This window comes from Rhodoplanes sp. SY1, from assembly GCF_046000175.1.
GTDB lineage: Bacteria > Pseudomonadota > Alphaproteobacteria > Rhizobiales > Xanthobacteraceae > Rhodoplanes.
In genome coordinates, this window is record NZ_JBEOMB010000175.1 from 1 (window position 1) to 13,630 (window position 13,630).

At 59.0% G+C, this 13,630-nt stretch carries 13 protein-coding genes and 4 pseudogenes; 9 read left to right on the forward strand and 8 right to left on the reverse strand.

The window, feature by feature from the left end; translation table 11 throughout:
* The 4 genes from ABTU92_RS27345 to ABTU92_RS27360 form a co-directional block, all read left to right on the forward strand.
* Nucleotides 1-1,150: mannose-1-phosphate guanylyltransferase/mannose-6-phosphate isomerase (locus tag ABTU92_RS27345; RefSeq protein ID WP_408094746.1), on the forward strand; the 1,150-nt coding region annotated here is incomplete at its 5' end.
* Nucleotides 1,151-1,267: 117 nt separating this feature from the next.
* Nucleotides 1,268-1,462 (forward strand): type II toxin-antitoxin system Phd/YefM family antitoxin, encoded by a 195-nt coding sequence (locus ABTU92_RS27350; protein ID WP_408094747.1) that lies wholly within the window; start codon nucleotides 1,268-1,270, stop codon nucleotides 1,460-1,462.
* A gap of 341 nt (nucleotides 1,463-1,803) precedes the next feature.
* A complete protein-coding gene (locus ABTU92_RS27355) occupies nucleotides 1,804-2,055 on the forward strand; it encodes a type II toxin-antitoxin system Phd/YefM family antitoxin (protein WP_111355052.1) in 252 nt (83 codons plus the stop codon).
* A gap of 2 nt (nucleotides 2,056-2,057) precedes the next feature.
* Entirely contained in the window at nucleotides 2,058-2,501 is a 444-nt protein-coding gene (locus ABTU92_RS27360; protein ID WP_408094748.1) for a PIN domain-containing protein, read from the forward strand.
* 659 nt (nucleotides 2,502-3,160) lie between these two features.
* Here the strand turns inward: ABTU92_RS27360 and ABTU92_RS27365 are convergent.
* Nucleotides 3,161-3,442, reverse strand: a complete 282-nt coding sequence (locus ABTU92_RS27365; protein WP_408094749.1) for a helix-turn-helix domain-containing protein — start codon at nucleotides 3,440-3,442, stop codon at nucleotides 3,161-3,163.
* Between ABTU92_RS27365 and ABTU92_RS27370 the strand changes: the two genes are divergently transcribed.
* Nucleotides 3,344-4,477, forward strand: coding sequence for a tyrosine-type recombinase/integrase (locus tag ABTU92_RS27370; RefSeq protein WP_408094750.1), 1,134 nt, complete (start codon nucleotides 3,344-3,346; stop codon nucleotides 4,475-4,477). The genes ABTU92_RS27365 and ABTU92_RS27370 overlap by 99 nt on opposite strands.
* 26 nt (nucleotides 4,478-4,503) lie before the next feature.
* Here ABTU92_RS27370 and ABTU92_RS27375 read toward each other — a convergent pair whose 3' ends face one another.
* Together ABTU92_RS27375 and ABTU92_RS27380 are read right to left on the reverse strand one after the other, a co-directional pair.
* A complete protein-coding gene (locus ABTU92_RS27375) occupies nucleotides 4,504-5,523 on the reverse strand; it encodes an NAD-dependent epimerase (protein ID WP_408094757.1) in 1,020 nt (339 codons plus the stop codon).
* Between the two features lie 38 nt (nucleotides 5,524-5,561).
* A pseudogene (locus ABTU92_RS27380) lies at nucleotides 5,562-6,102 on the reverse strand (UDP binding domain-containing protein); the annotation flags it as partial.
* On the opposite strand from ABTU92_RS27380, the pseudogene ABTU92_RS27385 reads away from it, so the two are divergent.
* The 3 pseudogenes from ABTU92_RS27385 to ABTU92_RS27395 all read left to right on the forward strand — a co-directional run.
* A pseudogene (locus ABTU92_RS27385) lies at nucleotides 6,088-6,767 on the forward strand (IS5 family transposase); the annotation flags it as partial. The pseudogenes ABTU92_RS27380 and ABTU92_RS27385 overlap by 15 nt on opposite strands.
* A gap of 79 nt (nucleotides 6,768-6,846) precedes the next feature.
* Nucleotides 6,847-7,038, forward strand: a pseudogene (locus ABTU92_RS27390) (transposase); the annotation flags it as partial.
* Nucleotides 7,039-7,357: 319 nt separating this feature from the next.
* Nucleotides 7,358-7,540: pseudogene (locus ABTU92_RS27395) on the forward strand (transposase); the annotation flags it as partial.
* Nucleotides 7,541-7,837: 297 nt separating this feature from the next.
* Here ABTU92_RS27395 and ABTU92_RS27400 read toward each other — a convergent pair.
* From ABTU92_RS27400 to ABTU92_RS27420, 5 genes are all read right to left on the reverse strand, one after another.
* The gene (locus tag ABTU92_RS27400) at nucleotides 7,838-8,626 is read right to left on the reverse strand and encodes an acyltransferase family protein (RefSeq protein ID WP_408094751.1); all 789 of its coding nucleotides are present in this window, start codon (nucleotides 8,624-8,626) and stop codon (nucleotides 7,838-7,840) included.
* Entirely contained in the window at nucleotides 8,616-10,064 is a 1,449-nt protein-coding gene (locus tag ABTU92_RS27405) for a DUF6418 domain-containing protein (RefSeq protein ID WP_408094752.1), read from the reverse strand. The genes ABTU92_RS27400 and ABTU92_RS27405 overlap by 11 nt, the downstream gene beginning before the upstream one ends.
* Nucleotides 10,061-11,278, reverse strand: a complete 1,218-nt coding sequence (locus ABTU92_RS27410) for a glycosyltransferase family 4 protein (RefSeq protein ID WP_408094753.1) — start codon at nucleotides 11,276-11,278, stop codon at nucleotides 10,061-10,063. The genes ABTU92_RS27405 and ABTU92_RS27410 overlap by 4 nt, the downstream gene beginning before the upstream one ends.
* Before the next feature lie 330 nt (nucleotides 11,279-11,608).
* Entirely contained in the window at nucleotides 11,609-12,817 is a 1,209-nt protein-coding gene (locus ABTU92_RS27415; RefSeq protein WP_408094754.1) for a hypothetical protein, read from the reverse strand.
* Nucleotides 12,818-13,020: 203 nt separating this feature from the next.
* A complete protein-coding gene (locus ABTU92_RS27420) occupies nucleotides 13,021-13,425 on the reverse strand; it encodes a transposase (RefSeq protein ID WP_408094755.1) in 405 nt (134 codons plus the stop codon).
* On the opposite strand from ABTU92_RS27420, the gene ABTU92_RS27425 reads away from it, so the two are divergent.
* The coding region (locus ABTU92_RS27425; RefSeq protein ID WP_408094756.1) for a hypothetical protein at nucleotides 13,406-13,630 on the forward strand (225 nt) is incomplete at its 3' end. The two genes, ABTU92_RS27420 and ABTU92_RS27425, sit on opposite strands and share 20 nt — an antisense overlap.

Below are 13,630 nucleotides of genomic sequence, written 5' to 3' on the forward strand. Positions count from 1 at the left end.
CGCGGCCGGCGCGGCGCTCGCCCGCAGCCGCGATCCCGACGCCGTGGTGCTGGCGATCGCGGCCGATCACGTGATTCTCGACCAGGACGTGTTCGAGGCGACCTGCGCGGCCGGCCTCGAGGCCGCCGTCGCGGGGAACATCGTCACCTTCGGCATCCTGCCGGCCTCGCCGAAGACCAGCTACGGCTACATCCGCCGCGGCGAGAGCCTCGGCGTCGCGGGCGTCGCCAAGGTCGCCGCCTTCGTCGAGAAGCCGGATGCGGCGACCGCGGCCCGCTACGTCGCCGACGGCTACCTGTGGAACTCGGGCAACTTCCTGTTCGGCGCCGAGACGCTGCTCTCGGAGCTCGCCCGCTTCGAGCCCGAGATGGCGCGCGCCGTGGTCGCCGCGGTCGACGGGGCGTCGCTCGATCTCGGCTTCGTGCGGCTCGATGCGGAGGCCTTCGCAGCCGCGCCGCAGAAGTCGATCGACTACGCCGTGATGGAGCGCACCGACCGCACCGCCGTGATCGAGGGCCGCTTCCGCTGGTCCGACATCGGCTCGTGGGACGCCGTGTTCGACATCGCCGAGCGCGACGCCGCCGGCAATGTGGTGTCGGGGCCGGCCGCGACCTTCGAGACGCAGGGCTGCGTCATCCATGCCGAGGACCGGCTCACCGTCGCGCTCGGCGTCAAGGACCTCGTCATCGTCACGACGCCCGACGCCGTTCTGGTGCTGCCGCGCGCGCGCGCCGAGGACGTCAAGGGCGCGGTCGCGGCGCTCAAGAAGCAGGGCCGCGGCGAGGCGACGGCGCACCGGCTGTGCCATCGCCCATGGGGCCATTACGACTCGCTCGCCCGCGGCGAGCGTTATCAGGTGAAGCGCATCGTCGTGTCGCCGGGCGCGCAGCTCTCGCTGCAGCGGAATTATCACCGGGCCGAGCACTGGGTGGTGGTGCGCGGCGCCGCCGAGGTGACGACCGGCGACACGCGAAGAATCGTCCACGAGAACGAGTCGATCTACATCCCGATCGGCACGGTCCACCGCCTCGCCAATCCGGGCAAGATCCCGCTCGAGCTGATCGAGGTGCAGACTGGCAGCTATCTGGGCGAGGACGACATCGTCCGGCTCGAGGACGATTATCGACGAACGGCCGAATCGACGAGGTGAGCGGAAATTCAATCCCGCGCCCAAGCATGTCGGGCGAGCGGCGAGACGTCGCCGCAGACCTACGGAGTGCATTGACATCGCAGTCAGTCGTTCTTGGCTAGATTCCGGAGCCAGGACATGCCGACCGTCGATATATTCGAAGCCAAGTCGAGCTTGTCTCGTCTTATCGAGGCGGTGGAGTCCGGAGCAGAAACGGAAATCATCATTGCGCGGAACGATCGCCCGGTCGCGCGTCTCGTGCCTCTATCAATCGTCGCACGGCCTCCAGGCCGTCGACGCAGGCGGCGATCTGGCGACCGGCCCAGTGCCTGACCGCGGCATCGAGCCAGCGCTCGGGCGACCGCAGATCGAGCTTGGCGCGCGTCCGGCCGTCATGGCAGCGTCGCCGATCGAGGGGCCGCTCCGCCGCGAACTCGGCCGCCGACTACGGCCTCGACCTCCAAAGCGCAGCAGGGGCCCTCGACACCGGCGGCACCGACCTGTCCGCGTCGGAGCTGATCAAAGCGCTGGTCCGCTCCGCCATGTGATCCCCCCGGGGGGGACGAGCCTGCCGCCTGCACCGCCGATCCGGCCGATCCGACCGTTCCGACCCTTGCAAAGACACAGGGATGCGATAAATATGACTATCGGTAGTCATATAAAGGTACAGTGCGATGAAGGAACTCCAACTCAAGGACGCGAAAGCGACGCTCTCTGCCGTAGTCGATCGGGCCGTTGCCGGCGAGCCGACCGTCATCACCCGCCACGGCCGCAAGGAAGCCGTTCTCGTCTCCTTCGAGGAGTGGGAGCGGGTTTCCAAGGTGCCGAGCTTCGCCGATCTGCTGCTTGCCTTCCCCGGCGAGCCGGGCGACATCCCGGAGCGGTCGCGCAAGCCCGCGCGCACCCTGCGTGAGACCGGTCTCTGACCTTGTATCTGCTCGACACCGACATCGTTTCTGCCGATGCTCCAGCCAAGCGCCAGGTCGGCCCCGAGGCCTTCGCGACCTGGGTGCGTGAACATGACGACCTGCTCTACATCTCGACCGTCACCATCGCCGAGATCGAGGCTGGCATCGCCCGCGCCGATCGGATCGGCGCCAGCACCAAGGCCGAGCGCCTGCGCCACTGGCTCGCGGCTGTCGAGCATTTTTACGCCGGACGCATCCTGCCATTCGATGTGGATGCTGCTTGCCACGCCGGCGCCATTCTCGACCGAGCGCGTGCGCATGATCCCGGTTTCCAGGACATCGCCATCGCCGCCACGGCCGCCGCGCGCGGATTCACGGTGCTCACGGCGAATGAGCGGCACTTCACATCGCTCGGCGTGCCGCTTGCCAATCCACTGAAACAGTTGCCTCCGGCCCGCGCCTGACAGGCGAGCCGCCGCGACAGGTGGGTCTGTGGCGCGTCGCCTGCTTGCTGCGCTCGGTCAGCACCAATCCGCCCGAACCGCCGGTAGGTCCCGCGTTACAGGCAGGTGTGAACGGCTGTCAGGATCCGTCAAAGGAAGCCGCGCGCCATAGACCTCATGGAGCGCAGAGCAGAAGCGACTCAGGATCGGCGCATCGGGCGAACTCTTGTTCATGGTTTGTTCATATCACCGGCCGGGACCGAAAGGCAAGGAAGCCGGTAGGACACAGGATATGATCGCGCCCTTGCGGCCGTCGTCGGCCGCCGCGCGATAACGCGGAACATCGCCCGCACGATAACGGGGGCGCTGTCGGCGGGTTTAGGGGTGATCAGCCGGGATTTGCCGGGAACAGGCGGGATTCGCCGGGAACCGGGAACGGCGGCCGGGATCCAGCACCGCAGGGCTCCACGATCGAGCGCCCGGCGAGCCCCCCTACCCGGGCGCTCGCCGCCGCAGAGGGAGTTCGCCTGTGCGAAAGGCGGCCGCGCGGACTATCTCAGTCCAGCGCCAAGACCGCGCGCGGCACGCGTGACGAACGGGCCGGAGCAAGCGTCTCTGCAGCCATAGGCGCCAGCGAGAGGATAGGGCTCGCGTCCGGCGAAACGCTCCTGCAGGCGCCCTCACTCGGCATCACCCGGCAGCCGGCCGGGACCAGACTTTCGGGCTGTGGAACTGGCCAGCCGGATGCCGGGCCGATCGGCCGGGGTGCCGATGAACTCGATGCCGGCGGCTTCGAGCGCGGCCTTTACATCCATGAGAGTCGACGTACGGCTCTGCGGAACGTCATCAACGGTCTCCAGGCGTTGAATCGTCGGGAGACTTACACCCGAACGCTGCGACAGCTCACGAGCTGTGATGTTCAGGGCAGCCCGAGCTGCGCGGATCTGGAGACCAGTGAGCATTCGCTTGACACTTCAATTGATGCTTCCTATATCATTTTTGATGCATGGAAGCTCATAGCGTCAATTATGCCACAGAGCAGCGCCGAACCGCACGCCACTCGATCCAAGAACGGTCGGAACTGGGAAGAGGCGTTGCGTCGCCTCGATGGCGCCTACTCGGAAAACACGCTCCGCAGCTATCGGGCCGATTTCCGGCTGTTCGACAAGTGGTGTAGCAAGCAGGGCCTTTGCCCCCTTCCCGCCTCGCCCGAGACGGTCGCCGCATTTCTGGCGGCCGACGCGGCTTCGGCCTCCGCCAGCACGCTCCGCCGACGCCTCGCCTCGATCCGAAAAGTTCACCGTTTGTTCCACCTACACAATCCCGCCGAAGACGAGGACGTCTTGATCGCCATGCGGCGCGCGCTGCGAACGAAGCCGCGCCGCCCGGCTCAGGCACTCGGGCTCACGGCCGTCCTCCGCGACTGCCTGATCGCCGCCTGCCCGGAAAACCTCGCCGGCCTGCGGGACCGCGCCGTCATCGCCGTCGGCTACGACACGCTCTGCCGCCGCTCGGAGCTCGTCGCGCTCCGCATCGAGGACCTGAGCCCCCTCCCCGACGGCGGCATGCTCGCCCTCATCCGCCGCGCCAAGAACGACCCGTTCGGCGACGGCCGGGAGGGCTTCGTCTCCGCCGCAGCGGCCGGGATGCTCCGAAAATGGCTGGAGGCCGCCGAGATCACCGAGGGCGATCTGTTCCGCCGCATCGTCGCCGGCGTCGTCGGGCCATCGTCACTGCATCCCCACTCGATCGGCCGCATCCTCAAGCAGCGCGCACGCGCCGCAGGCCTCTCGGAGGCGGAGCAGGCCAGGATCTCGGGTCACTCCATGCGGGTCGGCGCCGCCCAGGACATGATGACCGCCGGCCTCGGCATCCTGCCGATCATGCGGTCCGGCGGCTGGAAATCGGTCAACGTCGTCGCCCGCTACGTCCAGAGCGCCGAAATGAGCAAGATCGCGGCACTGAAGACGCGCTCTGGATCAGGCGTCTTCGATTGAAAGGTCATTCCGAGACGTTGCGATCATCATACGAGATAGCGTTCTCGATACCACGCAACGAAGCGGGCGATGCCGTCGGCGATCGACGTGTCTGGACGGAAGTCGACTGCCGCCATCAGGTCGTCTACATCGGCGCAGGTTTCTGGAACGTCGCCGGGCTGCATCGGCAAATACTCGACGCGTGCCTTGCGCCTTAGCTGCTCCTCGATCAGCCGCACCACTTCGGGAACCTCGACCGGGCTGTGATTGCCGATGTTGTAGACCCGCCAGGGCGCCCGGCTAGAAGCGGGATCGGGATCGGCGCCCGACCAGGCAGCATTCCCATCCGGCACGTGCTCGATCAGCCGCGCCACCGACTCCACGACATCGTCTACATAGGTGAAGTCGCGCCGCATCTTGCCGTGATTGAACAGCTTGAGCGGCTTTCCAGTCGCGATCGCCTCGGTGAAAAGCCACATCGCCATGTCCGGCCGACCCCAAGGGCCGTACACCGTGAAGAAACGCAGCCCCGTGGTCGGCAGCCCGAACAGTTGGCTGTAAGAATGCGCCATCAGCTCGTTTGCCTTCTTGGTCGCACCGTAAAGGCTGAGCGGATGGTCGACGTTCTGACCTGTCGAGAAAGGAACCGCCGTGTTCGCGCCGTAGACCGATGATGACGAGGCGTAGAGCAGGTGGCCGCAGTCGTTATGGCGGCACCCCTCCAGCACGGTGAGAAAGCCGGTCAGGTTCGAATCGAGATAAGCAAACGGCTCCTTCAGCGAATGGCGCACGCCGGCCTGGGCCGCCAGATGGACCACTGCGGGAAACCGCTCACGCCTAAACAGGGCGGCTACGCCTTCGCGGTCGGCGAGATCGACGTGTTCAAACCGGAAGTCCGCGAACGCCGACAGCTCCTTCAGGCGGTCGTGTTTAAGGGTGGGGTCGTAATAGGCGTTGAGGTTGTCGACGCCAACCACTTTCCAGCCGTCCCGCAGGAGCCGATGCCCCAGATGAAAGCCGATAAAGCCGGCTACACCCGTGACGAGGACAACTCTTGACACAAGGATTCTCCGGATCAAACCAATGCAAACGTCACTTCAGAACTCTATTCAATTACTCGGTGCTTTGAAGCCGGCGTCCGGCCAATGCTGAAGTAAGCGAAGCTGGCGCGCCATCTCGTCGGGGCGATAGACGTTGCGCAGGTCGACCATCACGGGCCGGCGCATCGCGCTCCCGAGACGATCGAGGTCGAGGGCGCGGAATTGCTCCCACTCGGTGACGATGACGATCGCGTCGGCACCGGTCGCGCCTTCGTAAGGATTGCCGCAAAACGTCACCATGCCGTCGAGATCGCGCTTGGCCTGCTCCATGCCGGCCGGGTCGTAGGCCTTGACCGTCGCGCCCATGTCCTTGAACGCCGTCACCAGCGGGATCGACGGCGCGTGGCGCATGTCGTCGGTGTTCGGCTTGAAGGTCAGGCCGAGCACCGCGATCGTCCTGTCGCTCAACGACCCGCCGAGCGCCGCCGCTACCTTGCGGGCCATCGCCCGCTTCCTCTGGTCGTTGACGGCCGCGACCGTCTCGACGATGCGCAGCGGCGTGCCGTGGTCCTGCGCCGTCTTGATCAGCGCCCGCGTGTCCTCGGGGCTCACCGGGTCGACGACCGGCGGGTGATCAGCGGCATCGTGCACATGCTCCGGATCGGCACCCGCTGACGCGACTGCCCGAAGGAGTACGGGCCCTACACGACGATCTACAACCGCTTCAATCGCTGGAGCCGACAAGGCCTCTGGTTCGAGATTTTCGAAGCCCTGACGGGCTCGACCGGCATCATCGCGACGGTCGCGATCGACTCGACCCTCATCAAGGCCCACCGCTCGGCGGCGGGCGGAAAAGAGGGGTCTTCAAGCAAGCGATCGGCCGCTCGCGCGGCGGGCGGACGACGAAAATCCACGCTCTGACCGATCATGCGGGCCGGCCACTCGTTCTGTTGCTCTCGCCCGGCAAAATCAGCGACACCGCCTTCGCACCGACGCTCATCGCCAAAGTCGCGCCGATCACCGGGCTGATCGCGGACAAGGCCTATGACGCCAACAGCCTGCGGCGCTTGCTCGCCGACAGCGGCGCCAAAGCCGTGATCCCGTCGACCACCAGCCGCAGACAACCGATCCCCTACAACCGCATCGCATACAGGCGCCGCAATCGCATCGAGCGAATGTTCTCGCGGCTCAAGGACTTCCGCCGCGCCGCAACCCGTTATGACAAGCTCGCCAGAAACTTCCTTGCCGGCGCCATCCTGGCCGCAACGTAAGCGGTCTTCTGATCCCACATTGTGACCAGCGGTCTGACCTGCAACATGGGAGCTGTTTTGCACGGATCGGATCGCATCGATGGTCGAGGCTGTAGTCGGGGCTGCGGAGCGACAGGGGCAGGTCCGTCGCCGTCGCTGGAGCGGCGAGGTCAAGGCTCGGATCGTGGCGGAATCGTTTGCTCCGGGCGCGGTCGTGTCGGATGTGGCGCGCCGCCATGGTCTCTCGCCGCAGCAGCTGTCGTCATGGCGCCGGGCGGTGCGGGACGGGCTGCGTGGAGCTGGCTCCCGACCAGCGCCTCGTTGTGCGTTCGCACACGGTGGCGGACCGCCGTCTCGATCGGATCGATCCAGTTGTCGAAAAGGTGCGAGGTCGGCTCGGCCGCAGGCTGAAAGAAGGTCGGCTTCGTGATAGGGCTCTTCATGGCTTCATGGCGTGGTCTCCAGTCCCGCGCGCCAACGCCGGATGATTCGAGGTTCAGAACCCCGGAGACTACGCCACCCACAATTCCTACCAATCCCGCGAAGGCACCGCTTCAAATCGAGCCATATGCGATCCCCCTGCGCAAGGTGGCGGAAGAAAACCGCTTACGATCGAGTACCAGGTGCGCGACCAGCTGTCGTTCACTCGGTTCCTCGGGCTCGGCCTCGAGGACGCCATCCCAGATGGCACCACCATATCCACAACTGCAGCCCGCAATTGCGCAACAGCCTCCAACGACTTCCTAATTGTTCCGCTGTGCCACCAATTTCTCGCTTCGACTCACCTGATCTAAGCTATTATTAATCCGACGACCGAGTTTAATAGCCGGCCTTTCAATGAAATAATAACAAATAAATGAAGCAACTACAGTCATTAACAATACAATCAGCATGTGGATGTGCCCTGGGAAGGACGATAGGAACGGCCGCACAAAGTGTAACTCTATGCCTATAATAACAGATCCAAACAAATATATTGAATAGCTTATTCTGCCAAGCCATACGAAAAGTCCACTTTCGATACGCATTACTGTTGATCCGACTACAAACAATGTGACAGCAAACCAATAACTCAATGCGTACCGATACCATCATTCCCGAAATCCGTAATCGCTATTATAAGCGAGCAAGGAGATTAGCGGAATAACAGCCAAAAAGACTACTGCGTAGAGCTTGCCGTGCAGCCGGGACCAACGGTCGCAACTCAAGAACCAATCCCGGCAGGTGAAGCCCCAAAACATCAATGATAATGCTATTAGAACAGCAACAGGCAATTTTACCCCCGAAATATTTCGCATTATACTCAAACCGACTGCCGCAAAGAGAAATAGATAAGAGCAAGTGACAACAACGTTACGCGATTGCAAAAGCCCAAAGCGGTACATAAAAGCGCAAAGAATGTAGAATATTAGTTCGATTTGAAGCGTCCAATAGAGGCTCTGAATATTTTCGACACCGAAAAACTGTTGGAACATTGTGACATTTATAATAAACACTTTGAACGAAACATAACGGTCTACACCCCACCACAAAACGGGAATTGCGGCGAAAATTGATACCCAGTATACCGGGTAAAGGCGAAAAAAGCGATTGATAATGAAGGCACGAAGTGGTGCCCCACGACGTTTCATAATAGTGACAGGAACCACGAACCCGCTTACCGCAAAAAATACTGCAACACCGATCTTGCCAAGGTCTATCCATTCTCGAATAAAGCGAAATATATAACTCTCAATTCCATTTTCTGCTAAAGAACCAGAAGCCACTAAATGCCCAGACATGTGGTAGTAGACAACCATAACTGCGGCAACGCCACGTAATGAATCTATATAGTCCTGTCGTGCATGAGGAGGGACCGCGGGTGGCAAATTAGCGTTCACTTCGACGGCCCCCTAAAGCCAACGCAGGAAGCCCGCCGAATGCACTCGGCCGCAGCAGTTCCCAAAACAAGCCAAGAATTACAAGCCCTAGCGCGGGTCCTGATACGACAAACCATAAGTACCCCTGAACAATACCAAAGGAAATCCAGTCAAATAGCTTGAATGCTATTAGCAACCGAACCGGATCTACACACGTTAAAGCGTAAGCAACGTAAACAGATGCCAGACCTGTAATTCCAGCGCACAGCGCTATCGGAAAAAGCATGCCGATCCACCCAAATAGCTGTAGCAAATTTGCCTCGAACCCCATCGTAAGTGTCACCCCCCTATTCAGGTAGGGCTGAACAAGACTCGGCTTCATGTAACTCCACATTAATCTGTAAAGGCCCGCATAGGGGTATTCCTGTCCCTCATTAGAGTTTCCCCAAACAAGCATAGATAACTCCTTTTTTGCGCTTTCTTGCTCAATAGAGATCCACTCTTCTTTTTTAACGGAAACAACATACCATAGCGCTCCTTGACCTGATATCCTCGACTTTAATTTTTCGACCGCCGCCTCGGAGTTCGCGCTCCAGCCATACTGATAAAGTATCGCAGGCAGAGTCAAAGCGGAAATAAATAGCGCTACCTTGATTAAACGGATAATGATCTCCGGACGAGCCTTACCTCCACTGACGCTGGCTTCGCGAATCCAAATCGGCATTAGAAACGTGAATATCATATAAACAATTGAAGTGAACTTTTCTCCGAACAAGAAGCTAATTAAAAAGCAGCCAAGAGACAGGATTAAAGCCAATATTCGAAATCTCCCATTCAAGTTTGCATAAAGCACCCCAAAATATACAGACAGAAGAACCCTGTTCCCCATAAATAGCTTAAATAATCTGTCATCATCAAACATTCGTCGAAAGGCGAAGCGATCCTGACCCGTGAACAACGGATACCCTGTTGAGTAGCCACGAACCAACACATATATAAAAAGTGCAGCGCAGAATAGTAGAAGCCCCAAGCTCCAGATGCGCATCAACACAAGCGCGCGGGGAGAGGGACGCATCGTCACCATTGGCCTCGCCCAGCTGGATTCGATTATTCGAGCAGCACACCAAGCAAAAAATACATAATAAGCAGCAAGCAAACAGAAGAGCCCTGTAGGCTCACTGGTAATACCGATTTCTTCGAAATTTGAGCGATTGTCGATAAAAACACCTGAAACAAGTACTGTAAGACGTAAAAATAGGTAGCTAGCAAGAATTGCAAAAGCGCGCAGATGTTTAATGACCATTGTTGTGCAAAACCAAACGAATAGAACAGCACCGAGAATTGTTGTGATGCCACCATCCGCTGGAAGTAGATAGAGTGTAAGCTCGCCTACAATGCATACAGCAGTCGTTGTGTTGAGGTCTAACGCAGTAAACAGTGCAACAAGACGCCTAATCATGTACGTTTTCCGCGTTCGCCGATTTCGCCGATGTTGAGTTCGGTAAGGCGAACGAGATATGAGGCTACGACGGCGTCCCTCGTGTAAGCTGACGCAGCGGCTATTGCTGCACGGCTCATAGAAGGGTAGTCAACGGTTCCGTTGATAAAGGCACGCATGGCTTCAGCGAGCGATTCCAGATTTGAAGGATTGCATATAATGCCAGTGACTTTATTCTCGACCATCTCTGGTAATCCACCCCTATCGGATACAATAACCGGAATAGCGTTAGAATAGGCCTCAAGAATTACTCGCGGAAGCGGATCGTGGTAAAGCGATGGACAGATTAACACGTCGATTTCATCGTAAAAGGTCTTTTCGTTTACCCAGCCGATGAATTCAATCCGGGGGTCGTTACAATTCTGCTTAAGCTGTGCAACGTAGTTACTATCGCCTTCGCCGCCAATACGCAGCGTCCACCCCTCCTTTCCGAGAAGACCTACCGCACCCAACAACACACCGACGCCCTTCGTATCGTCGAGTTTTCCCAGGAAACCGAAGCGGACCACCGCGTCGGGCCGGGTGCGTGGGTCAACCCGCACCGGCGAAAAGTTCATATTCAACTGTACGTACGCTGGGGTGCTTTCCGGAATTGCGCCGAAGCAGCGGTGCCGATTTAAGACAAATCTGCTGTTAGCGAGAATCATATCGACTTGGCGCAACCCTTGGCTGCGAATAATTGAGAATGGTCGACAATAAGAGCATATCTTGACACAATTGCGATTACCCCTATACATTCCGACTTTTGCGCATAACATATAGTAATCTCGCATAGTATGAATTGTCGGAACGCGCATCGCTTTAAATACCCAGAAAATTGAGGACGAGAAGCCTGATATAATACTCGTATTAACTATGTCCGGCCGGATGCGTCGTACGGCCCGCCAGACATCAAAAGCTGCATATGGGTTAATGAGATCGATCAGGTGCCAGATCGCACGCTTCCAGTTTGTCCTTTTCTGACGATCGAATGGCCAATAGATGTTTCGCAACTTCAGGTGGTGGACGAGGACCCCATTTACTTCGCAGTCTGGTTCCGTCCCGTTCTTTCCGAAACGTAGGACGTGTACCTCATGCCCTAACTCGACAAGCGCCTCGGCAAGCGCCTGTACGGAGCGAGCGGCGCCACCTGTTATGTCGGGATAATAGAGGTAAGCAACAAACAAGATTCTCATAACCATTACTCTTTCGTAATTAACATAGAGAAGCCTTCCCGTTGATTAAAGCCGTCGGCTGCATCGGGCTCATCCGCCTCTTCGCCGACAAGACTAAGCGCGAGGTCTATCTTCACCTTGCCCTGCGCCTTATCACCGTAAGCGTCACGGCGCGACCACACCAGCCGGGCATGGTCGAGCCGCGGATGGGCGCAGAGAGCGCCGACAACCGCCTGTCCGCGTCGAAAAAACCCGGCTGTCCTATATCGTCCCGCCCCGCAGAAATCACGTCCTCAGAGAGGAGATTCGCACGGCGTTGCAGCCCGGCAAATTATTCGAGGTGCCCAACAGTTACTGCACCACCCCTAGATCAACCTGAAACCGTACCAATTCGAGAGTCTTGTTGCTGTCCTTGCACGACGCGCCGGTTATACGAGTCGTATACAAAAAGGCAAGGTTGCCGGTATCAATATAGTTAACATCACTACTAGAGGGGTCAACAATTGTTCCATATCTTAGATACGAAACCGGCCCTGAGTCGGGACTTTTTCTGCAGTCGACACTAGGCCGAAGGTTTGCGCGCAGAAGCTGCCGAGGTTCCGACCAGTGGATAAGATCGCGTGAGGTCGCGATGTAAAAGCCATCCATATCCGCCTTGCCGGGGCCAGGATCTTTGGCGCTTAGCAGCACAGCCCAATTTCCGTTTAATCGAATTCTTATTATGGTTTGTGCTTTCATTGGAGTCTTATCAAAAAATCCAGAAAGGCTACCGACGTTAAGCGGCTGACCCACTGGCCCGCCTGAAGAAATAAGATTACTTACTGATAAAAAAGCACCATCGTTCCACACCTCCCATTCATTCCACGGGCGAGACAGTGAATGCCGAATTAGATAATTTCCGGACTTTTGCTTCCCATAGCCCATACCATGAACCATAGCTACAACATAATCGCCATCTCGCACCATATTAGTAGGACTCATAAAGCCAACAGGGCGACCGACCATTGGCTTATATTCATCTGCAAAACCAATGACAAGCCGCTCTTCCGGGGGAGGCAACACGAACGTGCGCCCACCGTCGATCGACCTCGCCCAGACTACACTGTTCCACCAGCAGCTGGTGTAGTTATTATTGCATTCTCGGAAATGCTTGTGGCCCCAATACTCGTTGTGGACGAGACCGATAATGTTACGGCCGTCTTCAGTCCATGTCCCTGTAATCCAAAGAGCATAGTCATTGGCGCGGAAATCGGAATTCCGTCCGCCCCTAAGATTGGTGCCACAGTTTCCGACGTCAAAGCTTGAAAAGCGTTGTACAGAGGCAATTCGATTAACCTTGTCTCCGATAATTACAAACGGTTTGTCATTCAGACCGCGGAAGAAGCGCACAGCAGCGTCGGGACGGGGCGGTGGATTGCAACGATGCCCAACTGTAGATAAAATCACCTCCGGGTCCAAAGAACGACCGTTCGACTCATAGACATTTTCTGCTTCGGCGGTGATGCCAAAACTTAGAAACACAATGGCCGAGCAGCAAATCGACTTTGTCGTAAGAATCATTGGTTTTGATCCTTTAGGATGCGTACTACATAGATTTCGAGGCTAGGATAACTGCTCACCCCTTCGGGGGTTTGATCAGGCGGGAGCGGCGACTGGAGCGGTGGCGAGGGCTGCGCAGAGACTTGCGAGCGGACTTTGGCCGTGGATGCGGCCGGTGCAACGACGGAGCAGATGGTAACTGTTCACCCCGTTCGGGGGGTTGATCAGGCGTGAGCGGCGACGGGAGCGGTGGCGAGGGCTGCGCGGAGGCTTGCGAGCGGGGTTTGGCCGTGGATGCGGCCGGTTGCGACGACGGAGCAGATGTCGGCGTAGGCTTTAGCGCCCCAGGCGGAGCGGAACCCGTTGGTGACCTTCCGGAAGATCACCGAGGGTCGCAGCGCTCTTTTGCTGACGTTGTTGGTCGGCTCGATGTCGCGGCGCGTGAGGAACACGAGCAGCTTGCCGCGGCCGTCGACCACCATGCTGGCTCTGAGATGATTGGCGTCGATCTGGGTGGGTTCGAGGGCGAGCAGTCTGTCGCGCTCGCGGGCCAGGTCGCGCGCGTGAGCTCGGATCGTCGTGTCGGCGAGATCGGGGCGGCGCCGGCCGATGGCGCAGGCTTTCTGCAAGAAGCGCTTGAAGCCGGTCACAGCCGGGCGCGAACACGCTGTCGCCAGCCTCGATGGCATAATCCGCATCGCGGATGAGATGAGCGAGGCAATACTGATGCGTATCTGCGTGACGGCACTGCGCGGCGAGGCGGTCGGAGAGCCACACCTTCGGCCGCGCTTCGCCCAGGAACTCGGCCGGCACTACCTTGCCTCGCGTCGGCGC